Genomic DNA, 21,313 nt, shown 5'->3' on the forward strand with positions numbered 1-21,313 from the left:
CCAAGCCCCCACCACCTCTGGTAAACTCCCCACACCCGCAGCAACCCCAAACCACCACCCGCGATGTCCCCAACCCAATTCCACCAGGCCGTCCTCAAATGGTTCGACCGACACGGCCGCAAGGACCTCCCCTGGCAGCAGGACATCAACCCCTACCGGGTGTGGGTATCGGAAATCATGCTGCAGCAGACCCAGGTCACCGCCGTCATCCCCTACTTCCAGCGCTTTATGGCCAGCTTCCCCACCCTGGCAGACCTGGCCGGCGCCTCCCAGGACCGGGTCCTGGCCCACTGGAGCGGCCTGGGCTACTACGCCCGCGCCCGCAACCTGCACAAGTGCGCGCAGACGGTGATGGAAGAACACGGCGGGGAATTCCCCCGGGACGTGGCGGCACTGGCCAGCCTGCCCGGCATCGGCCGCTCCACCGCCGGCGCCATCGCCAGCATCAGCATGGGCATCAACGCCCCCATCCTGGACGGCAACGTGAAACGGGTACTGGCCCGCTACCACGCCGTGGACGGCTGGCCCGGCCAGACCAGCGTGGCCAACGAACTCTGGGCCCTGGCCGAGGCCTACACCCCGACAAAGCGCTGTAACGACTACACCCAGGCCATGATGGACCTGGGCGCCACCGTCTGTACCCGCAGCAAACCCAAATGCGACGCCTGCCCCCTGGCCGGCGACTGCGTGGCCCACGCCCAGGGCAACCCCCAGGACTACCCGGGCAAGAAGCCCAAAAAAGAGAAACCGGTGCGCCTGGCCACCATGCTGCTGCTCGAGTGTGACGGCGACCTCTACCTGGAACAGCGCCCGCCCAGCGGCATCTGGGGCGGCCTGTGGGTACCGCCGCAGCTGGAAGGCGACGACGGCGGGGAGGCCAGCGCCCAGGAATGGCTGGCCGCGCAAGATATCCAGGCCGGCCAGGTCCAGCCCCTGCCACCCATGCGCCACACCTTCACCCACTTCCACCTGGATATCAGCCCGGTGTGGATCCAGCTGGCCGACCGGGCCAGCCTCGAAGGCGCCCGGGTGACAGAGCCCGGCGGCGACTGGTATAAACTGCGCCAGCTCAACCGCCCCCGGGCGGCACAGGACCTGGGCCTGCCGGCCCCGATCGCCAAACTGGCCAGGCAGCTGGACGCTTTCCGCGCCCCGCTACTGGCCCAGGAAGATGCCACCGTCCTGTAGGAGCGGCCGCTGGCCGCGAAAACCCACGGAAGACACGGCCACGGCAAAACCAAATAACCCAACCCCGGAGACCAACATGTCCAGAACCGTATTCTGTCGCAAATACCAACAGGAACTCGAAGGCCTGGACGCGCCCCCCATGCCCGGCCCCAAGGGCCAGGAAATTTACGAGAACGTCTCCAAGAAAGCCTGGCAGGAGTGGATGGCCCACCAGACCATGCTCATCAACGAAAAGCGCCTCAACATGATGGAACCCTCCACCCGCACCTACCTGGCGGAGCAGCGCGACAAGTTCCTGAGCGGCGAGAGCTACGATGAGGCCGAAGGCTACGTCCCCCCGGAAGAGCAGTAAGCCCAATCCTGGAAAGCGGCTAGACTGAAAAGCGGGCGCTCACACCCCCTTATCGCCCCACCGGCGAAAAAATAGTGAGCACTCGCTAACCGGAAAAACTAGCGTGCAATCAAGGGGTTGACTCTCTCATCCAGAGCGGGTTTAATACGCGCCTCGCGACGCAGGGGATACCCCGCAAACAGCGAAGCCCGGATAGCTCAGTCGGTAGAGCAGGGGATTGAAAATCCCCGTGTCGGTGGTTCGATTCCGCCTCCGGGCACCATATAAAACAAGCCTCACCCGAAAGGGTGGGGCTTTTTTTATATCTATGCCCGGAGTCCGGATGACAAAACGCCGGGAGCGTTTTGGTCTGCCGAAGGCACCCGAAGGGTCAAATGCATGGATGCATTTGAGACAGTACCACCGCGGTTCGACAAATTGCGAAAGCAATTTGAAACAAGCGCGCAGCGCGAAGCCCGCCAGGGTCACAACAGCCCCTAGGCTGTTGTGATTATTCCGCCCGTCCACTGCCCGCGCGGCTGCCATAACCCTTTCCACCACCTACTCGACCAGACGCGGCGGCGTCGGGCAACGAGCGCGATAGCGCGAATCCCACCGAGAACAGTCCTCCGCAAAACCTGCCTCTGTTACTTCCTCTTTAACCCCCATCTTCTTAAATAGGCGCAGACCGGAGCTACGGTTTTTCGCAAGAGCTTGCCAAAAGCCCGAATGGTTACAAATAAAGCAGATAGCTAATAGAATACTCAAAAAGAAACAATAAGGTATTAGGCAACTATGCCAATTCACACTAATGCCAAAAAGGGTTTGCTCTTCCTCAGTGTCATACTACTTGTATATCAGCTAGGGGATGGAAGGCCCACCAATCCAGAAGGGCAGATATCTTTACCTTATATACCGGTCACACTGGATAAGCCCGAAGTGATCGGCTACCTCATATGGCTTCTTTTCTTTATCTACTGGTGGAGATTCTATCTGGACGGCAGGGCTGTCTGGCAAAACCTCAAGCAGTCGGTCCAATTTAGTGCAGCTCGCGACTCATTCTTTGGCAAATACATCAAGAGAGAGAAGGGCCTGATCGATACGGACCACGAGGTTTTTTGGATAGAGAGCCTCCACCTACATATCGATCGATTCCTATCGTCTTGGACGATCAACGCAACAATTGAACGTCGTGTACCAGTGCATGGACGATCCAGTGGTGTCACACTTAAAGGTGAAGCCAAGCAAGAATATGATTGCCAGTTTGGATGGCATTACACCTTTCATAAGATTTGGTATCTATTTCAAAATGCCTTAACTGCCCGACAGTTTTTCGATTCCGCACTTCCCCATGTTATCGCCATAGCGACGCTATATGTGTGGCATAACTACTTGCTTGCGAACTGGCCAAGAGAAATGATATTTGTCGGAATTATTGCAGCTGTGATTATATTCAGTAGAGGTGCTCAAGAGCTTACTGACTTTTTTGGGGCTTTTGATGAAAAGGGCTAATCCGCCAAAGAGTCTACTTCTCCACTTCCAGACGATCCCTTTTTGCTTCATCTTGCCGAGTTACGACAAGATGAAGCAAAAAGAGAGTCTTGTGTAAAGATATCGTTTTACATGGTTTTACTTTTGCGCCAGGCGCACATTGGCTCAGCAAGCAAACCCCTACTAAGCCAACTGATATTTTTTAAAATTCTCCGCCTGCTCAAAAATCTCCTTATAAACCTCATCCCGATCAACCGGCGGATACCCCTTCTTAGCCAGCACTAAGATCAGATCGACTTTCAGCTCCGCCTTAATGTCATCACGCTGATTCCAGTCCGTATACTTAGCCTTATCGTCCACCACCCCTTTTACTTCTTTCGAAAGCTCCAGGAGCTTATCCTCCGGATAGCTAAAGTCGTACTTGGCAGCCAACTTTTTCAGAATGTCGTAAAAAGCCTTCTCTTCCAGATCAATCCCGAGATCACTGAAGGATTCCTTCTCTTTCTTCAATGCCTGAATCAGGTCAATAATTTCCTCGGAGAAATCGTCGAGGACATTACTTACGAGCACATCATCTTCTTTGCGCTCGTTGTAGTGATCCACCAGCTTGCGGAACTTCTCGGAGAAATCCATCCCCTTTGTTTTGTTGATCTTCTTGAAGTCCTCGATGGCCTGAGCCAGAAGCTTCTGTAGCAGCTTGATCTTGGTATTGGGCAGTTTGATCTTCTCGATCTTGGCCAGGTAGTCGTCGGCGAAGATATCCGTCTCGCCGGATTCGTCTTCGCCCAGCTTGAATATCTCCTCCACTCCGTCGGCCTTCAGCGCTTCGGCGATCATCTCGCGCACGCGGGCGTTCATCTGCGCCACGTCGGGGGCGTCACCCTTGATGAGCTTGAACACAATGGAGCGCACGGCAAGGTAAAAGTGGATTAGATCGCGTTCGGCCTGGTTGATGCGGTCGGAGCCACAACAGATGTCGTAAGCGGCCTTGAGGCGTTTTACCAGCGCCATAAAGCGCTTTTCGATCTTGTCGGTGAGCTGCACATACTCGGCGGCCATATTCAGGCAGTTGAGCTGCTCTAGCGGGCTGCCAGTGAAGTAGGGCTTACTGTCGAACTTATGGAAGATCTTGTTCAGAAGATCTAGGTGATCCTTGACCACGATAACGGACTGGGCAATCTCCTCGATATTCTGCTGGTCGGCCTTGTTGTAGTGGGCCAGGGCCAGATTCATCTGCTTTTTGATGCCGATGTAGTCCACCACCAGGCCCTTGTCCTTGCCCTCGTACTTGCGGTTGACGCGGGAGATGGTCTGGATCAGGTTGTGGCGCTGGATGGGTTTGTCGATATAGATGGTATCAAGGAAGGGCACATCGAAGCCGGTGAGCCACATATCCACCACAATGGCGATCTTGAAGTTGGACTTGGGGTTCTTGAACTGGCGATCCAGCTCCTTGCGGTACTCCTTGGTACCCAGCATGTCATAGAGCGCTTTGTCGTCGTCCTTGCCGCGGGTCATGATCATTTTGATCTGTTCCATGGGCTTGATCTCTTTGCGCTCCCTGTCGGTGAGCTCCGCGCCCTGTTCCGCGGCCAGCACCTCATTCCACTGCGGGCGCAGCGCGATCACTTCCTGCCAGAAGCGGTAGGCGATCTCGCGGCTGCTGCACACGAACATCGCCTTGCCCTTGATGGTGGCGCCCTCTTCTAGGCGCTGCTCGTAGTGGTGCACGAAGTCGCTGGCCAGCGCCTTGATACGGTCCGGGTCGCCGAGGATCGCATTCATATTGGCACTGGCCTTCTTGCTCTCCTCGATCTGGTAGTCGCTGGTGCCGGCCTCGGCGCACTCGGCGTAGTAGTCCTCGATCTCCCTGAGCTTGTCGTTGTCCAGCATCACCTTGGCGGCGCGGCCTTCGTAGACGATGCGCACGGTGATCTCGTCTTTTACCGACTCCGTCATGGTGTAGCTGTCCACCACCTCGCCGAACACATCCAGGGTGGCGTCGATGGGGGTACCGGTAAAGCCCACGTAAGTGGCGTTGGGCAGCGAGTCGTGCAGGTACTTGGCGAAGCCGTAGGTGCGCTTGACGCCCTTTTCGGTGACGCGCACCTTCTGATCCAGGTTGATCTGGCTGCGATGGGCCTCGTCGCTGATACAGATGACATTGGCGCGCTCGGTCAGCAGCTCGGTGTCTTCGGTGAACTTGTGGATGGTGGTGAGGAACACGCCGCCGCTGTTGCGGCCCTTCAGCAGTTGTCGCAGGTGTTCGCGGCTCTCCACGCTCACCACATGCTGGTCGCCGATATAGCCCTTGGCGTTGGTGAACTGGCCCGAGAGCTGGTCGTCCAGATCGGTGCGGTCGGTGATCAACACGATGGTGGGGCTGGCGAACTCCACGCTCTTCATCAGCAGGCGCGTCAGGAACAGCATGGTGAAGCTTTTGCCACAGCCGGTGGCCCCGAAGTAGGTACCGCCCTTTCCGTCGCCATCCGGTTTGCGGTGCCGCAGGATGTTCTGGTACAGCCGGGTGGCGGCGTAGAACTGCGGGTAGCGGCAGACGATCTTGTCTTCGCGCTTGGACACATCCGGGAAGTAGACAAAATGCCGGATCACCTCGCGCAGGCGCGCCTTGTCGAACAAACCCTCTAGCATGGTGTGCAGGGCGTTGATGCCGTCCTGTTCGATGGTTTCATCGCCGGTGACCTTGCGCCAGGTGTAGAAGAAGTCGTAGGGGGCAAACAGCGAGCCCATACGCGAGTTGACGCCGTCACTGATTACGCACAGGGCGTTGTATTTCATCAGCGCGGGAATATCGCGCGCATAGCGGCTGGTGAGCTGCTTCCAGGCATCATAGATGGTGGCGTTTTCGCGGATGGCGCTTTTGAATTCGAACACCACCAGCGGCAGGCCGTTGATATACAGAATGGCATCGGGGATGCGCTTTTCCGTGCCCTCGATTTCCAACTGGCCCACCACCCGGCAGATATTGCGCTCGTGGTAATCCGGCAGCTTCTGCGCCACCAGCGTTTCCACCTCGCCCTCGGCGGGGATGCGCTGCTCCGGCAGCCCTGCGTAGTCGATCAGCTGGATATACAGGTCTTTCTTACTGCGGTCTTCGCGCTTTAACAGAAAGCCATCCGCTACGCGTTTGTGGATGGCCTTGTTACTGTCGTAGAGATCGGCGGCAGGCAGCCGCTCCAGTTCGGTGATCACTGCCTCGATTTCCGCCGGGGTGATGTTGTCATCCGCGTAGCGCTGGCCGAGAAAACGGCGCAAGTCCTCCTTGATCAACACCTCGGTGGGCGCGCGCTGTAGCTGGCCGCCGGGAGTATTGGAAAAGCCCTGCTGCTCCAGCAGGGCAATAATTGCCTTCTCTAATTTGTCTTCCGTGAACTTGGGCATGGGCTTAAATCACCTCGGCAAGCTGCTGTTCCGCTTCGGGAACTTGAAGCTGCCCAGAGAGAAGTTTAGGCAGCAAGTAATCCCTCAATTCAACTAAAGTTCGCGTTTGTTCATGAGCATTAATCCATTGGCTAACAAGTTCGTTAGTCCTGGCAGAATACTCTTTTATTAACGCTTTTGATGGCGTAAGCCATCTAAATTTATCAATATCTTTCTTACCAAGATGCGCAACAGTAGTCCCGACCTGAGAACTCTCCTCCCGCGCCAGAAGCGGCTTTAGCACCTGCTGTATAAGGAAACTATTTGAATAACCGTTCACACACCGAGCTAAAAACAGCCGCTGATTTAACCAACCATCTTGACCCGACCATAATGTCGCTCGAAACTCAGCATCCATACCGACAATGACATCTCCCGCTTTTATCAAAGTCCCTTTGGGGTGTTCCTCGGAGCTCCAAATTTGAGGCTTTCCCGTTTTCAAATCCCGTATCCTGATAATCGGCTTTCCCAAAGCTTCGTCATTGAACAATTTAGAACTAAACGGAGCTCCATACACAACTTCAGTTAGCGAATATATAGAGCTAATTTCCCAACCCTCCGGAATCCAGCCTAACTGCTCATTAAATTCAAAACTGCTGGGGAACAGCTGCTGAAGCTCGGCCGGCAGCTTCTGCGCGGAAGCGCCGGCGGCGGTGCGCAGTTCTTGTCTGGCGCGCGCTCTGGCTTGTAGGGCATCGGGAATCGGGTCGCCGGCGGCAAGGGCGTTGTCGATGACCGGATAAAAATCCACAAACCAGCTTTTAAACAACGCCTGGGCCATGGATTCCAGGGTGGTGTTGATTTGACGGTTGAGTTCGATTTTTTTATCTATTGCTGAAAGAATAGCAACAATTTTTGATTGCTCAGAAATAGACGGCAGCTTTACCTGCACAGTTTGTAAATCTGAACCTCGAATACCCGCCTGGCCTGCACCCTGTTCAGTAATATTCCATATTTCTGATCTGCCGATTGGGCTGTTGAAGTAATAGTAAAGATATTCCGACAGGACTTGCTTTCTGTCTGGGCGAACACGAATTAAATGTGATTCAAAAACCGTTATTTCATCATCACCCAAAAATATTGAGCACTTACCAGCACCAGAGAGCACCAGTGACTGCCTGGCAAACAGCAGGTCACCGGGTTCCATTGTTGAAGTTTGCAATTCTTTCTTTGTTGCGGGAACCCGATCGCATTCGATATTGAGCATTCGTCCATGGGCAAAGATTTCACCCATGTTGATGAATTTATAACCCTCGCCACGAACTTTTTTTGGCTTTGTCAGGCCATTTCTTGAAGGTTCCGCGTATAGCTCGCCAAATCGAACGGTCTTCCACTCACTCCCCATAACCCAACCCCGCCAGATTCTGCTTAATCACCGCATCCAGCTGTTCCGCTTCCGCCATCTGCCGGTAGAGGGTTTGGGTTAGCTCGCGCATCTTCTCTTCAAACAGCTCGCCATCGTCTTCCACCTCGGCGGCGCCCACATAGCGGCCGGGGGTGAGCACATAGTCGTTGGCTGCAATATCGTCTCGACTGGCGACCTTGCAGAAGCCGGGTATGTCCTGATAGTCGCCGTCTTTGGCTTCACCGCGCCAGGCGTGATAAGTGCGGGCGATCTCGGCGATATCGTCGGTGGTCAGCTCCTTGTGGATGCGGCTGATCATGCTGCCCATATTGCGCGCGTCGATAAACAGCGTTTCGCCCTCGCGGTTGCGGTGGTTGCTGTCGCTGTGGCCGGGGATCACTTCCGCCTTTTTATTTTTGGTGATAAACCACAGGCACACCGGGATCTGCGTCGTATAGAACAGCTGGCCGGGCAGCGCGATCATGCAGTCCACCAGGTCGTTTTCGATAATCTTCTTGCGGATCTCCCCTTCGCCCTTGGTATTGGTGCTCATGGAACCGTTGGCCAGCACAAAGCCGGCGACGCCGTTCTCGCTCAGCTTGCTGATCATGTGCAGGATCCAGCCGTAGTTGGCGTTGCCGGTGGGCGGCACCTCGTAACCGGCCCAGCGGGGATCGTCGGTGAGTTCGTCGGGGCCGCGCCACTCCTTCAGGTTGAATGGCGGATTGGCCATGATGAAGTCGGCCTTGAGGTCCGGGTGCTGGTCTTTGAAGAAAGTGTCGGCGGGCACCTCGCCCAGGTTGGCACTGATGCCGCGAATGGCCAGGTTCATCTTCGCCAGCTTGTAGGTGGTGCTGGTCTGCTCCTGGCCGTAGATGGAGATGTCTTTCTTGTTGCCCTGGTGGTTCTCCACGAACTTAACCGACTGCACGAACATGCCGCCGCTGCCGCAGCAGGGGTCGTAGATCTTGCCGTGGTAGGGCTCGATCATTTCCGCCAGCAGGTTGACCACGCACTTGGGGGTATAGAACTCGCCGCCGCCCTTGCCTTCGGTGGCGGCGAAGTTGCCGAGGAAGTATTCGTACACGCGGCCGACGATGTCCACCTCACTGGCCACACCGCCTTCCTGCTCCACCACCGTATCGATATTGTTGATGGAGTCGATCAGCGCGGCCAGCTTGCTCACATCCAGCCCCAGGCGGGAGAAGTAGTTATCCGGCAGCGCGCCTTTGAGCGCCTTGTTGTTCTTCTCCACCGTGTAGAGGGCGGTATCGATCTTGATGGCGATATCGTCCTGCTTGGCGTTCTTGGAGATATGGTCCCAGCGCGACTCCGGCGGCAGGTAGAAGACATTCTTCATGGTGTAGAACTCCACCATGTCCACGTAGTCGCCCTGGCCCTCGGCAATCAGCTCGCGCTTGCGCTGCTCGAACTTGTCGCTGATGAACTTGAGGAAGATCAGCGACAGCACCACGTGCTTGTATTCGGAGGATTCCACGCTGCCGCGGAGCTTGTCGGCGGTATCCCAGAGGGTTTGCTCGAAGGATTTCTGTTTGCTGCTTTTGGCGGCTGGCTTTCGGGCCATTACTTTGTACACCTTTGGCTGTTAGCGGGGCGCAGGCAGGCGGCACCTCGCGAAAATTGGTTAAATTTTCAGCAATTAATGCAAAAATTTGGAAGACTTTGATTCTGCCTGATTTGGCGGGGTATGTCTCCGTTGGCAGCCTGGGCTGAAGACAGCGGCGGATTCATGCATGAGTCCATGCTGCGAGCGGGGCGGAACTTACCGCGGCCTGGTGGCAAAGGGGGGCCGAAGTAAGACACAGGCATCGGGGAGACAGGCTAGGGGAGGCGATGCCTCGCATGAAGCGGGCTAGGCGAGTCTTGTGGCCAACGGCGGTGCGTGGCGGCCATGCCCGCCGTATCGAATAGCAGACCGGTAATGGAACTGTTAGATTAGCCGGAACTAAAAGCAATAATGACAATGTGATGCCTGACACCAAGCTCTTTGCCGTAGCGGGCTCCTCCGTGACCGCCCATGGCGCCCCAGTCATAGGGTCTCGCCTCGATCAGCCAGCACACATCCTACCTGCCTATCCCTGCCCTATCTGTACACTTTTTAACCGCGGGAAGAGCTTGTCGGCACTGGGCCCACTCCCAAATGGCTTATACATCCAAGGCAGAGCGTGGCTTAACGGCGTCTTCAACAAGTTAGCATTGACTCACAGGCCAACAGGTCACCTGGGAAATTAAGACAACCGGTCCAATAAGCAAAAGAAGATAACCAAGAGATTTTAGGCCCACCCACTATGAATGAAGATCTGCAGAGCCTTTATCAAGCACACATGCAACGCACGGGCGACAATTGGACCCCACGGTACCGCGAGCGCTGCGAGTTTCTCCGCACAATCGACCCCAAGACATTTGACTGGTCCGATAATGGCTTTCTCGAGGCCTATTGGCGCGAGCGCGATAACGGCATCGCCGGTATTGGCTCCGGCATGCTAAGCCATGAAGAATTTGAGAATATCCGCGACGAACTGCCGACGATTAGTAAGGAAATATTTTTAGCTCCTACAGCTGCTACTCTAGACTCCATGATGCAGTGGCTCGAAGAATGTAAGAACGCTGGCAAGTTGAAGTTCACAAAGAAAGGGGTCCTGCGTCGCTTTTTCTGCGCCTGCGACCCTGACAACCTGTCCACTATTGTAAAGACATCAGATCTAAAGAGGTTTGTTCGGAATTGGAACCGCTCCGGGTATGGACCAAGGGTAGAGCTCACTGATAACTGGGTGACGCTTAATCACAATGTGATGCAGGCGATCAGATCCTCCGGTCTACAAAAAGAAGACGCTTACGATGTGAGCACATTCGCATGGCGCCTGGCTGAATACTTTAACGACCCGAGCATAAGCTCTTTGATTCGAGGGGCCTCCCATACACTTAACGTACAGGTGAATAGCCGGAATCAGATTGGATCGAGAGCTCCGCTTAATCAAATACTCTATGGTCCCCCAGGTACAGGTAAAACCTACAGCACAATCGAGAAGGCGGTCGCAATTATTGATCCCGATTGGGTTGCTTCACTCGATGATGACAAAGAGGCATCCGCTCGACGAAAACTCATCAAGTCTCGCTATGACGAATACGTAAAATCAGGACAGATTGCCTTCACAACATTCCATCAAAGCTTCAGTTATGAAGACTTTGTCGAGGGTTTGAAAGCGGATTCTGAAGATGGACAACTAAACTACTTCGTAGAGGATGGCATCTTCAAGACTATCTGCCAACGCGCAGATAGCGATACTCAAATCTATGACCTGGACGCAGCTATTACCGACTTAAAGACACAGTGCTCGGAGGAGCCGTTGCGGCTCACCACCGCTACCGGCAAGGCCTTTTCGGTAAGTTACCGGGGTGGAAAGACATTCCGCTGCCTTCCAGGCGCCTCAACTGAAAAGCGTGACCTGCCAGCCAATGTGCAACATGTGCGCAAAGTCGCCCTTGGTGAAACACCAGACAATCTCTATTGTGCAAGCTATGTCCGGGCAATTGCCAGGCACATTAATAGTAATTACTCATTAGATAGTAATAGCGAAGCAGAGCAGAGGGATTCTGCACCACATGTTCTAATTATCGATGAAATCAACAGGGGAAATATCTCCCGAATCTTTGGGGAATTAATCACGCTACTTGAAGCCAGCAAGAGGAAGGGCGAATCAGAGCAGCTATCGGTAACTTTACCGTACAGCAAGGAGACCTTCACTATCCCAAACAATCTCTATGTGATAGGAACAATGAATACTGCCGATAGCAGCCTGGCCAAAGTGGATATCGCTCTTCGTAGACGGTTTAGCTTTGAAGCCTGCTTACCAAATTCAAATCTCTTATCCGAACTTATCGTAGACGGCATCAATGTAGGAAGGGTCCTGGAGACAATAAATAAGCGCATAGAAATCCTGTTTGACAGGGATCACTGTATTGGCCATAGCTATTTCATGAAACTGAATAAGGATAGCGACGTATACGACTTGGCGAAAATTTTTGGGGATAGCATATTGCCATTACTGGAGGAGTACTTCTTCGACGACTGGGAGATGATCCACCGAGTATTAGGTGACCATCTAAAGGCGCACGAGGAACTACGATTCATCATTGAAAGATTCAGTAATTCTGAATTGCGCTCACTGCTTGGCGACGACTGGTTAAATGACGTACAAACTAAAAACCAATGGCATCTTAATCAAGCCGCACTATATATGCCTGAGGCTTATATTGGAATCTACGACAATAACCTGAACACCGTCGACTATGTCGAAGAAACGGCCCTGGATATGGCCTGACTATGGTGCCTTATATTGTTCGGGAGTATGGACTGCTATCTCGTTCGGCCGAGGTACGGTTGGAGCAGAACCCAATTGATCGCCAGGCGATACCGGCCTCGGCTTGGGACTGGCTATTAGCGGAATGTTGCGGAGATGGGCTGCACAAGCAGCTGGTGCGTCCTCGCAAGGTAGGCGGCAGTGTCTACCTACAAGTGCTTAATTATGCCGGAGTAATCACTACTCCGTGTGGGACGCAGCTGGAAATCGTGCCTAAGAGCTTCGCTAGCAACAACTGGTTAGCACTGGCTCGCGGACGCAAAGTTCTTCTAAAGATGCTTAACCGAGTTTACGACCTTAAAGTACGCGAGTTTGATCTAGGCAACTTAGAGCTATTCGATGGTCCGCTACACGAGATATTGATTGGCCACTTTCTAAACGAAGTAAAGGCGCTTATCCGGCAGGGCGCGCGGTCGAGCTATCGAGACAACATGTCCGAGCTTTCCTTCTTACGCGGCCGACTGCGAACCTCCGATCAGCTTCGACAACCACCTTCACGCCAGCATAAGTTTCAGGTTGAATATGAGGAGTTCTCTCGAAACCGGCCGGAGAACCGCCTAATTCGGTCATCTTTGGCGCATGCGTTGAAGTGGTCGAAAATCACGGCAAATCAGCGTCTAGCTCGGGAGCTTATATTTGCTTTCGACGATATCCCTACGTCGAAGGACACCAAAGCGGACTTTAGAAAATGGCAAAGCGACCGCACAATGCAACATTACAAACCTCTAAAGTATTGGTGTGAGCTTATTCTCGAAGAGAGGAATCCACGAATGCTGGCGGGGAAACACTTTGGCCAGTCATTCTTGTTCCCTATGAATGAGCTTTTCGAGCGTTATGTTGGCTCAGTACTCCGCAGCCAATTGCGGCCAGGTTTTGAACTTAAGGAGCAAGCATCTAGCAAGTATTTGATTGAATCCTATAGCGGAAAACCTGCATACCAGCTGCGGCCCGACATATTAATCCTCAATAATAAGCGATTTCACTCAGTCTTGGATTGCAAGTGGAAGATTCTCTCTCAGTCGAGCACATCACGATTTAGGAGCAGCGTAGATGACGCAACCGCTAGTCAAGGTGATCTCTATCAGCTTTTTGCCTACGGCCATAAGTATTTAAACGGGGAGGGGGCTACCTATCTCATTTACCCCCATCAGCCCGGCCTTGAATTAGTTTCCGAGCCAATGGAATATTCAGATAGACTGCAAGCGTTCATGATTCCGTTTGACTTAGAGACCGATAGGTTCTGCGGTCTTCCGCCGGACTTCATGACAACTCCTAATATCGACTTATCCGTCTCAAATTAACAGTAAGTTTTTTTCGATGCCAGAAGCCACAAACTTCTGCCCTGGGCGCATTTGCTAACTGCCTGTCAAGGCATCGCGAGGGGCGAATATCCAGCCTTCGGCAGCCGGCGTAGCCTCATCCGGCTGGTACAAGGCCTCAGGCTGAAAGTGGTAGAGCCACGCCACCAGGGCGCAGAGGAGCGCATCGCGCTTGTCCTCGTGGTTAATGCCGAACCTATAGCCTGTTGTGTGCCAAGTATCGGCCTGAGTATTAGCTACTGCATTGCGATAGGGCTGCAACAGCTTCCGGACCAGGGCCGAGGGCTTACAGGCGGCCGGGTAGGCTTCGATTGCTGTGAGGGTGTTGCCACTGGTCCAAACGCCTGTGGCGGGGTTCTCGGGTGCGAAGCGGGCCAAGGCATGCATGCCCTTGGTGGCCTGGCTGCCGATCATGTCCTTGACTGGTGACAGCGGCGTCAGGCCACGCTGGAATAGCATGCGCTCGGTGTGACGGAACAGATAGGGGTTGTCCGCAGATGCCCCGACCGGGCCTGCCACGCCATCGCCAGCAATCAACTGCCGGAAGGCTTGTGAGAAACCCAGTGGAGTGTCGATGGCCAGTGTTGCGGTTACCGAGTTGTCGGGCACCTCGAGCTGACAGCACTCCAGTAATGCCCGGATCCACTCCCGCGTATCGCCGGCCTCGTTGATCACTTTGCGCAGGTTGCCACGCCACGGCTGACCGAGGATATTACGCTTGCTGTCCAGCACGACCAAGGCATCACGGCTGTTGGCGTTGCGGTCACAGTTCCAACCGCCAACATCCCAGCCGATAAACAGGGGGCAGGAATGAGTAGTCTCGAGTATCACATCGGAACCTTGTTAGCTGCGCATCAACCGATTACAGGTAGAGTTCATACTCTCGTAGGGCTTGTGAAGCATTTATTTTCCTTCTTATTATTCAAGGCCGGCCCAGCCACTCCCCGCAACGCTTGGAACTCCAAGCAATAAGGGCAGATTAATACTCGCGCCACGGCAACGCAATTCTGTGATTGAAGTCACTTCATATTGTTAGAGCATGCCCGTTTTCACTGCATGAACGCCAATCCAGGGAACACCTGTGTTACTGAGCGGATCCAAGTGTCCACGAGATTAGCGGAAACCAGTGTTGATTCAGCTCAAATTAAGGTTGAATTCCGTAACCTCCGCCACAAGCTTCATTCGTAAGGCAGCTGTGGCATTGCACTGAGCTGTAATTACGAATAGTTATAAAACTTTACGTTCCTCCAACCATAAGGAGCCTGACTATGAAAAAGGCAATCCCGTATCTGGTAACAAGCCTCGTACTATCCGCCCCGGCTCTGGCCCAGCAGCCCGACGCCGCCGGCAAGGAGATGAAGGAAACCAAGATCCCGGCCGAGGCCCAGGCCCGCATGGACGAGAAGCGCGCCATGGCCGAACAGAAACGCATGATGGCGGAGCAACAGCGACTGAAGGCCGAGCAGATGCGTGAGGAGGCCATGGAAGAAGGCAAAGTCTCGGAAGAGAAGCGCATGGAAGGCAAGAAAAAGCGCATGATGGCCGAAAAGAAGACCGAGATGATGCACGACGAGCACATGATGGCCGGGAAGAAGGCTGAAATGATGCACGACAAGCACATGAAAGGCGCCAAGGACAACAAGGGCATGACCAAGCAGGCCGAGAAGAAGGCCGGGCAGGAGCGCAAGGAACTGGGCAAAGGCTCCGAGCAGGGCCAGGCGGCCCGCGAGGAGAACAGCAAGAAGTGGTGGCAGTTCTGGAAGTAAGCGCCACCTAACCGTGGGGGTCGCCGCTGAGGCGGCCCCTTGCCCTCAACTCAGATGACTCCAAATCTGTCCACTCCTATCTGGGTGACCAAGTATGGGCTGCCAATTAGTCCCGGACTAGGCAAGCGTTTCTGTGGTGACGCACTGTAACCATGAAAGACATATGAGATCAGGGCTCCGAGGCGTCCAGCTCAGCCAACAAGTCGACCGCCTCCTTGGCCTGGGCATCGGTGTGCGCCCAGTTGACCACCCGGTTTAGAAAAAACCGCGCGTCCTCCTTCAGGCCTGCCTTCATCGAATATTCTCCCGCCAAGATATTAGCCGGCAGACTCACAGGGTTCAGTTCGAGTATCCGTGCGATTTCATTCATCGCCGATTGTTTTCGACCTAGCGCCCAGTAGGCTTCGACCATCAAAGCACTCGCACCATAAAGCGCCTCTTGCTCTCGTGCGATTTCCAGGTGCTTCAGAGCTTCCGCAAGCAGTGCCTCGCTACTGTCAACTCTCTTTTCCGCAAGATCCAGCAGTGCATGCCCGAGGTAAGCATGGCCTGCACCGCTCAACGACGGGGCTTCTATAAGCCTCTCGATCAGCTTCTCTTCCTGCCCTACTTCCTCCGACGCATGGCCCTCGATAATGGCAAGCGCCGCACGACCCTCGCCATCAATCGAATCCTCATATTCGCGCAGCAGATCTCCGGCATATTCCCACTCACCTATGGCAACCGCCAGCCGGACCTTTACATTGATCTCATCCCGAAGACTAAGCTCGTTAATGTCTATTTCGGGTTTGAGTTCGCTTACTGGTATGGAGAGAGCGTTCCATTTTCTCTTTGCCGCATAGCGGCGAAGATCGTTGTATACAGCCTTTGCATCCACACCCAGTTCTTCGAAGAGTACATCCGCATTCCTTTCTCCTTTGGTGTACCGCAGAAGATAGCGTTTGAAGGGCGCAGAGTAATCATCCATCCCATTCGCGGCGCCCAATATCATCCGGTGGGCGAGCAACCATGCAGCGGCATAAAAGCGCGCCGTATATCGGCCATCCTTAAACAACTCCCCGGGTTCAAGCAGGTGCTCTACTGGCAGCATTGCATAGTAATCCAGCGCGCTGCGCCGACTGTGCGGCACACCTCCAATGATCGCACTTCCGTCACTGAATTCCAGCGTTGAGTAAAAGTCAGCCAGTCCCTCGCTATACCAACGTGGATACACGAAGTGGCCCATTCTGTTGGTGAGAAAGTGAATATATTCATGGAAGAAGATCTCGTCCTTTCCACTGGGCCCCACCACCATCAACGGGTACCCCAGGCGGTCTCGATAGAACCCGGCGATGCTATTTTTCCGCGTAAACTTGCGCAGCGTCCACTCACTCTGGAACAGATAAATCTCAAAAGAGACAGCTTCTGTACTTTTCGGGATTGAGAGTAGCTTGTGGATAGTCGCCTTGAACATTTCAAAGCGCCGGATCTTTTTAAGGACGCTTTCTTCGGAATAGTCCGAATAAACAATAAAATTATCTGACTCATACTTTCGCCACGTAGACGCCGCAATTTCAGAGGCGGAGAGACAGATCAACAGGGCCGTGGCCAGCATTTGCGTTGTTGCCTTCATTGGCGCCAATCCTTCCGTGTTTTAGTTGTAGTTCCGGAGCCTTGAACAATCGGCGTATCATTCCACCTGTAGGTGGCCAACCCCATCTGCAGTGGTCGTCATTATTCTTCGTACAAGTTAGTCAAGAGAGCCCTGTACTGCAATTCCAACTCCCCCATTACGCGGTCGCCTCCGTACTATCCCTGCTATCCGTACTATCCGTGCTATAGGGAGTCTATGCCCCAGACGACGTCCTGCTGAAGCCCTTCTTCTTGTTTGGTTCTTTGTCGCCCTCACCGATCCCTGTCTTTTCCTTCTCCTCCCCCACCGTGCATACTCCCCTCACACTGGAACTGCTGAGGACGCACCATGCAACTGACTCCCTTTCACCTGGCCATTCAGGTCCGTGATATTGCCGAGGCCCGCGACTTCTACGGCCGCAAGATGGGCTTTGCCGAGGGCCGCAGTTCGGACCAGTGGGTGGACTGGAACTTCTTCGGTCACCAGCTGGTGACCCACCTGAACCCGGCCATCGGCCGCGACGGCCAGGTGCCGGCCATTGCCAACTCCGTGGACGGCCACGGGGTCCCGGTGCCGCACTTTGGCGTGGTGCTGCCGTTTGACCAGTGGCAGGCGTTTGCCGTGCGGGCGCGGGGGTTTGTGGAGGCGTTTGTGATTGAGCCCTATATCCGCTTTGCGGGGCAGCCCGGGGAGCAGGGGACGATGTTCTTTATGGACCCCAGTGGGAATGCGCTGGAGTTCAAGGGGTTTCGGGATATTGAGGGGGAGTTGTTTGCTAAGTAATGTACTGGGGTGAAGGGTAAGCTCGTCGCCCAAGGGCCTGAACTTTGCGCCCGTGTGGACTGGGGGCTTTGTGGCTGCCTGAATGCCGGCGTCAGCTTCGCTGCTCCGGCGAACCGCCGGTCTGCCGGCCCAGCGGTCTGCCGGCCCAGCGGTCTGCCGGCCCAGCGGTGTGCCGGCCCAGCGGGATGACGCGAGGCGAAGGACTAGCCGGCGATACGCTGGAACAGGCCCGCCAGCTCGTCGAAGCGGGAAAACCGGTGCCCGCCGTCCTCAAATAGGATGGGTTCGATATCGCAGTGGCCGCGGAGCATTTCCAGGGTCCGCGTGCTGTCCAGCACCTCGTCATCCATGGCGAGAACATGGGTCACCAGCTTGCCGGTGTCCTTCACGGCATAGTCCCGGGTCGCTTCGAGATCTTCTGGGGAGACAGTGATGGTCTCGTCAGAACCATACACTCCGTAAGTGCCCGGCTGCAGGGATTGCCAGGGTCGCATGGAGGGATTGATCGCCACCCCCGGCACCCCGAACCTGCAGGCCGCCCAGCGGCTCCAGAAGCCACCGAACGAGGTTCCCGCGAAGGCGACGATATTGTCCGCCCCGTGCTCTTCCACCACGCGTTTCAGGGTGGCTGCGGCAATGGCCGGGTGGTGCGGCTGGTAGTCCAGCCCGACCACCTCGATGCCCGGCAGGGCGCTACGGAGGGTTTCAACCTTGGCGGATTTGCCGGGCAGGCTGCGGAAGCCGTGGAGGTAAAAAAGATAGCGCACTTGTGTATTTCCTGTTTATCCGTTGGTTGAACTTGCTATCTCACAGTACCGACGAGCGCGCCTGCCCCTTTCTTGATGTAGGTTTTCGACAGGCCACTGCTTAGTATGCTCTCGGGATATTCTGCCAATCAGTCAAATTCTCCACAATATCTTCTCTCCGTAAAGTATCCGCGCCAATAACCGCAGCAAAACGATCACACCCATCGATAATAATGCCATCCATGAAAATATTTTGGCTGTCTTATCGCTATCGAATACGACGAGCAAAAACCAGACAGCTATCTCTGGCCCTATAATTAATAGCTTCCTAAAATAATTACAAAATACTTTTTGAGAATGATAAACAAAATATGCGTATACCGCGGAGACAGAGCCTAACTCTTTAACGTGGCGCTTCAGTTTGCCAGAACAAGGCACATTGTCACTTCAGCCTTCTATAAATCATAAATCACTGTGGTTCAATGCACCTGAACAGATAACGGACTATCGAGATTTTCACGATGCACACTTCGGCATGGCTACTTTTATTTTTAGCATTCTCTTCCGCCACAAATAATAATCAGGAATCTGGCATCCCAGTGGAGTTGACGCAACCCTACCTGGAAACGCTCTTCGAACATGCACATAAGAACCCCAGGAGAACATCTGATGACTGGCTCTCCAGAATTGACAATGATATCTCTGCAGGACGACGGGAAAGCCTGGTTAAAACCGCATTAGATTTGGGTTTGGATCTCGAGTTTTTAGCCAAATACGGCTTAGAAAAACACGAAAACGGAAGTTATTCTGCAAACCTCGGTGATCACCCGCAGTGGATCACCATGGCAGACATAGCTCGCTCTGTAACCAGCCGGGGTTATTTAGCTACAAATTCCGAATCCCTGCTGGATCGAGGAATCCCGAAATCCGATCTCGATATATTACTGGAACACTCCGAAAGCAATTCTTATATGTCAGTCAAATTTACTGCAATGCTGAGCTTTCTATCAGAGGCAGAGAAGTATATAGAGCTTATCCGAGGACCAGGTGATCACGAACAACTGTTTACAAAGCTTCTGCTGTTAAGCAACCAGATACAGGCTGATTATGAACAAGAGTGGGCCTTCAACCTTCTTAACCGGCTGACCAAACGCACGCGGATGATACTTCTGGAAGAGGCCCTGTCAATTCAGAAAATAAAGAAGTTTTCGAATGAAGGTTTAAGTCATCAGGAAAAGAAACATGCCCTTTTCCGATCGATAACCTCAGAAAAAATTAAAAAACAGCTACACCAACAATTGAATCATCTGAATGGCAGGACAAACAATGACGATTAAATTGATTAGAGCACTACTACCGATAACCTTCTTGTTCCTGGCAATTAATGCCGATGCTATTGTGACGGTCACCGCAGATGGGGATCTCAAGCAAGTCAGCGGGAGCCAGTACAGCCTGTTTTCATCCACAACGGCTTTTTCTTCAATCCCTGGCCTTTATGTCTCCGCCACCACGGGCTTCGACTTCAAGTGTCCGTTCAATGGAGCTGGTCCGATTAGAGGGAAAGACAGAGGTATTGCGCTTAACGGTCTTGAAATTGGAATCGTCCACTCAAAGAACCAGAATCCTGGCTATACACAATGGACCGGCGGCACTGCTGACTGTACTCACAATTTTCGGGGAACAGGAGACGCCGGCAGCACTACAGCAGGGTTTTCCTATGTAGGTATCGGTGTTGCTTATCAACTTGTAGGCTTTTCCGATGAAGACGAAAGAACTATCGTGAAGACCTTTGTGAAGACACCCCCGCCCCCGCCGCCAATCTGCACACCCTGCCCTAGGTGCCAGATTCCGTAACCTCCGATCATAATAAGTTCTATCTGAAGCGAGATATGAAATGAATAGGAAAAATTTTGTATATCCACTAGCACAAAACTTGATCTGTGCATTTGTTCTGGCTTGCCCGGGTGCCTGGGCATGCTATACCGATCCGCTGATTATTGACCTGGGAAGGGATCGCCTGAAGCTTGCGGATAAAGGAGTGGGTGTAGCGTACGACTTTATGGGTTGGGATCTTCCCGCACCCGTGCAATGGGTTAAAGCCGAGGGCAATGAGGCATTCCTGGTCCGTGACCACAATCAGAATGGCATCGTTGATAATGGCCAGGAGCTCTTTGGCGACAACATACGCCTGCAGGATGGGAGCGGCATGGCGAGGAATGGGTTCCAAGCCCTGGCTCAATTTGACCTCCCATTACTAGGCGGAAACGACGATGGGCTGATCACTGCCGACGATGTTATCTGGCACGAACTCGCTCTTTGGTTGGATATCGATGGAGATGGAGTTTCCACAGATAACGAAATCATCACACTGGAAAGTCAGGGCATAAAGGCATTTGACATTATTCCCAATATCATTAATCGCTATGACCGTGCAGGAAATCGTATCTCGCTCTGGGATTGGGTTCACGCGGAACGCATCGATAGGAAGGGAAAAGTAAAAGCAGTGAGATATAAAATGTATGATGTCACATTCGCTCCGCTACCCTCGGAAGCCTGAATTTCGCTGGTTGTGCACTTGCACGCTTAACCAAGTGTATGTAGCCGGAGCTGCTTGGAGCGTATTTTCTGCGTATAGCCTCCCCAATCTACTTGGTACGCCTATAGGAAAAAGCAGCCGCCAAAGGGCGGCAAATAGCCCTTTGTGGCTATTTACGCTTTGTGATCCAGTTGGCACTTTTGGAGGTGTTCACCGTAACCGTGAGCAGACAGGAGTGTTATCTGGACAGGGAAGTTCACCCTGATGGCGGGATAAAGGAATATCTGGCCACCGCCTACTGAAGCAAACCTGCAGAATTTTACCGGGGCATTTATTGCCCCGGTTTTTTATTCACCCGGCTTCCAGGAATTCC

16 protein-coding genes and 1 tRNA gene are annotated in these 21,313 nt (G+C 53.8%); 11 read left to right on the top strand and 6 right to left on the bottom strand.

Annotation, left to right across the window (positions count from 1 at the left end):
- The first annotated feature begins 63 nt into the window (after positions 1-63).
- The 4 genes from mutY to LVD11_RS06925 all read left to right on the top strand — a co-directional run bounded on the left by mutY (position 64) and on the right by LVD11_RS06925 (position 3,031).
- Entirely contained in the window at positions 64-1,188 is a 1,125-nt protein-coding gene (mutY, locus tag LVD11_RS06910) for an A/G-specific adenine glycosylase (protein ID WP_237057424.1), read from the top strand.
- 76 nt (positions 1,189-1,264) lie between these two features.
- Positions 1,265-1,540: an oxidative damage protection protein gene (locus tag LVD11_RS06915; protein WP_237057425.1), complete on the top strand. Its 276-nt coding sequence runs from the start codon at positions 1,265-1,267 to the stop codon at positions 1,538-1,540.
- Positions 1,541-1,726: 186 nt separating this feature from the next.
- Positions 1,727-1,802: transfer RNA gene (locus LVD11_RS06920), tRNA-Phe, on the top strand.
- Between the two features lie 512 nt (positions 1,803-2,314).
- Complete coding sequence (locus LVD11_RS06925; RefSeq protein ID WP_237057426.1) at positions 2,315-3,031, top strand: hypothetical protein; 717 nt, start codon at positions 2,315-2,317, stop codon at positions 3,029-3,031.
- A gap of 162 nt (positions 3,032-3,193) precedes the next feature.
- On the opposite strand, the gene LVD11_RS06930 is transcribed toward LVD11_RS06925, so the two are convergent.
- The 3 genes from LVD11_RS06930 to LVD11_RS06940 are packed head-to-tail and all read right to left on the bottom strand — an operon-like array spanning position 3,194 to position 9,381.
- Positions 3,194-6,412: a type I restriction endonuclease subunit R gene (locus LVD11_RS06930; protein WP_237057427.1), complete on the bottom strand. Its 3,219-nt coding sequence runs from the start codon at positions 6,410-6,412 to the stop codon at positions 3,194-3,196.
- Positions 6,413-6,416: 4 nt separating this feature from the next.
- Positions 6,417-7,796, bottom strand: a complete 1,380-nt coding sequence (locus LVD11_RS06935; RefSeq protein ID WP_237057428.1) for a restriction endonuclease subunit S — start codon at positions 7,794-7,796, stop codon at positions 6,417-6,419.
- Positions 7,786-9,381 carry a type I restriction-modification system subunit M gene (locus LVD11_RS06940; protein WP_237057429.1) on the bottom strand — a complete coding sequence of 532 codons (1,596 nt, stop codon included), beginning with the start codon at positions 9,379-9,381 and terminating at the stop codon, positions 7,786-7,788. The genes LVD11_RS06935 and LVD11_RS06940 overlap by 11 nt, the downstream gene beginning before the upstream one ends.
- 724 nt (positions 9,382-10,105) lie before the next feature.
- Between LVD11_RS06940 and LVD11_RS06945 the strand changes: the two genes are divergently transcribed.
- Positions 10,106-12,139 (top strand): McrB family protein, encoded by a 2,034-nt coding sequence (locus LVD11_RS06945; protein WP_237057430.1) that lies wholly within the window; start codon positions 10,106-10,108, stop codon positions 12,137-12,139.
- A gap of 2 nt (positions 12,140-12,141) precedes the next feature.
- Positions 12,142-13,479: an McrC family protein gene (locus tag LVD11_RS06950; protein WP_237057431.1), complete on the top strand. Its 1,338-nt coding sequence runs from the start codon at positions 12,142-12,144 to the stop codon at positions 13,477-13,479.
- Positions 13,480-13,533: 54 nt separating this feature from the next.
- Here the strand turns inward: LVD11_RS06950 and LVD11_RS06955 are convergent, their stop codons facing one another.
- Complete coding sequence (locus LVD11_RS06955; protein WP_237057432.1) at positions 13,534-14,328, bottom strand: hypothetical protein; 795 nt, start codon at positions 14,326-14,328, stop codon at positions 13,534-13,536.
- Positions 14,329-14,765: 437 nt separating this feature from the next.
- Between LVD11_RS06955 and LVD11_RS06960 the strand changes: the two genes are divergently transcribed.
- Positions 14,766-15,263 carry a hypothetical protein gene (locus LVD11_RS06960; RefSeq protein WP_237057433.1) on the top strand — a complete coding sequence of 166 codons (498 nt, stop codon included), beginning with the start codon at positions 14,766-14,768 and terminating at the stop codon, positions 15,261-15,263.
- Between the two features lie 169 nt (positions 15,264-15,432).
- On the opposite strand, the gene LVD11_RS06965 is transcribed toward LVD11_RS06960, so the two are convergent.
- Positions 15,433-16,875 (bottom strand): tetratricopeptide repeat protein, encoded by a 1,443-nt coding sequence (locus LVD11_RS06965; protein ID WP_237057434.1) that lies wholly within the window; start codon positions 16,873-16,875, stop codon positions 15,433-15,435.
- 348 nt (positions 16,876-17,223) lie between these two features.
- Between LVD11_RS06965 and LVD11_RS06970 the strand changes: the two genes are divergently transcribed.
- Complete coding sequence (locus LVD11_RS06970; protein ID WP_237057435.1) at positions 17,224-17,658, top strand: VOC family protein; 435 nt, start codon at positions 17,224-17,226, stop codon at positions 17,656-17,658.
- A gap of 203 nt (positions 17,659-17,861) precedes the next feature.
- Here the strand turns inward: LVD11_RS06970 and LVD11_RS06975 are convergent, their stop codons facing one another.
- Entirely contained in the window at positions 17,862-18,425 is a 564-nt protein-coding gene (locus LVD11_RS06975; protein ID WP_237057436.1) for a YqiA/YcfP family alpha/beta fold hydrolase, read from the bottom strand.
- 500 nt (positions 18,426-18,925) lie between these two features.
- Here LVD11_RS06975 and LVD11_RS06980 point away from each other — a divergent pair, with 500 nt between their 5' ends.
- From LVD11_RS06980 to LVD11_RS06990, 3 genes are read left to right on the top strand one after another with little or no spacing between them, the layout of a single operon-like run.
- Positions 18,926-19,741 (top strand): hypothetical protein, encoded by an 816-nt coding sequence (locus LVD11_RS06980; RefSeq protein ID WP_237057437.1) that lies wholly within the window; start codon positions 18,926-18,928, stop codon positions 19,739-19,741.
- A complete protein-coding gene (locus LVD11_RS06985) occupies positions 19,731-20,258 on the top strand; it encodes a hypothetical protein (protein WP_237057438.1) in 528 nt (175 codons plus the stop codon). The genes LVD11_RS06980 and LVD11_RS06985 overlap by 11 nt, the downstream gene beginning before the upstream one ends.
- A 40-nt stretch (positions 20,259-20,298) precedes the next feature.
- Positions 20,299-20,961: an SPM autocatalytic domain-containing protein gene (locus LVD11_RS06990; RefSeq protein ID WP_237057439.1), complete on the top strand. Its 663-nt coding sequence runs from the start codon at positions 20,299-20,301 to the stop codon at positions 20,959-20,961.
- Positions 20,962-21,313: the final 352 nt, after the last annotated feature.

Source organism: Microbulbifer sediminum, from assembly GCF_021729035.1.
Lineage (GTDB): Bacteria > Pseudomonadota > Gammaproteobacteria > Pseudomonadales > Cellvibrionaceae > Microbulbifer > Microbulbifer sediminum.

Bases quoted from the DNA above. Each gene is read 5' to 3' on its own strand.
- mutY (WP_237057424.1), top strand. From the start codon at position 64: ATGTCCCCAACCCAATTCCACCAGGCCGTCCTCAAATGGTTCGACCGA.
- LVD11_RS06915 (WP_237057425.1), top strand. From the start codon at position 1,265: ATGTCCAGAACCGTATTCTGTCGCAAATACCAACAGGAACTCGAAGGC.
- LVD11_RS06925 (WP_237057426.1), top strand. From the start codon at position 2,315: ATGCCAATTCACACTAATGCCAAAAAGGGTTTGCTCTTCCTCAGTGTC.
- LVD11_RS06930 (WP_237057427.1), bottom strand. From the start codon at position 6,412: ATGCCCAAGTTCACGGAAGACAAATTAGAGAAGGCAATTATTGCCCTG.
- LVD11_RS06935 (WP_237057428.1), bottom strand. From the start codon at position 7,796: ATGGGGAGTGAGTGGAAGACCGTTCGATTTGGCGAGCTATACGCGGAA.
- LVD11_RS06940 (WP_237057429.1), bottom strand. From the start codon at position 9,381: ATGGCCCGAAAGCCAGCCGCCAAAAGCAGCAAACAGAAATCCTTCGAG.
- LVD11_RS06945 (WP_237057430.1), top strand. From the start codon at position 10,106: ATGAATGAAGATCTGCAGAGCCTTTATCAAGCACACATGCAACGCACG.
- LVD11_RS06950 (WP_237057431.1), top strand. From the start codon at position 12,142: ATGGTGCCTTATATTGTTCGGGAGTATGGACTGCTATCTCGTTCGGCC.
- LVD11_RS06960 (WP_237057433.1), top strand. From the start codon at position 14,766: ATGAAAAAGGCAATCCCGTATCTGGTAACAAGCCTCGTACTATCCGCC.
- LVD11_RS06965 (WP_237057434.1), bottom strand. From the start codon at position 16,875: ATGAAGGCAACAACGCAAATGCTGGCCACGGCCCTGTTGATCTGTCTC.
- LVD11_RS06970 (WP_237057435.1), top strand. From the start codon at position 17,224: ATGCAACTGACTCCCTTTCACCTGGCCATTCAGGTCCGTGATATTGCC.
- LVD11_RS06980 (WP_237057437.1), top strand. From the start codon at position 18,926: ATGCACACTTCGGCATGGCTACTTTTATTTTTAGCATTCTCTTCCGCC.
- LVD11_RS06985 (WP_237057438.1), top strand. From the start codon at position 19,731: ATGACGATTAAATTGATTAGAGCACTACTACCGATAACCTTCTTGTTC.
- LVD11_RS06990 (WP_237057439.1), top strand. From the start codon at position 20,299: ATGAATAGGAAAAATTTTGTATATCCACTAGCACAAAACTTGATCTGT.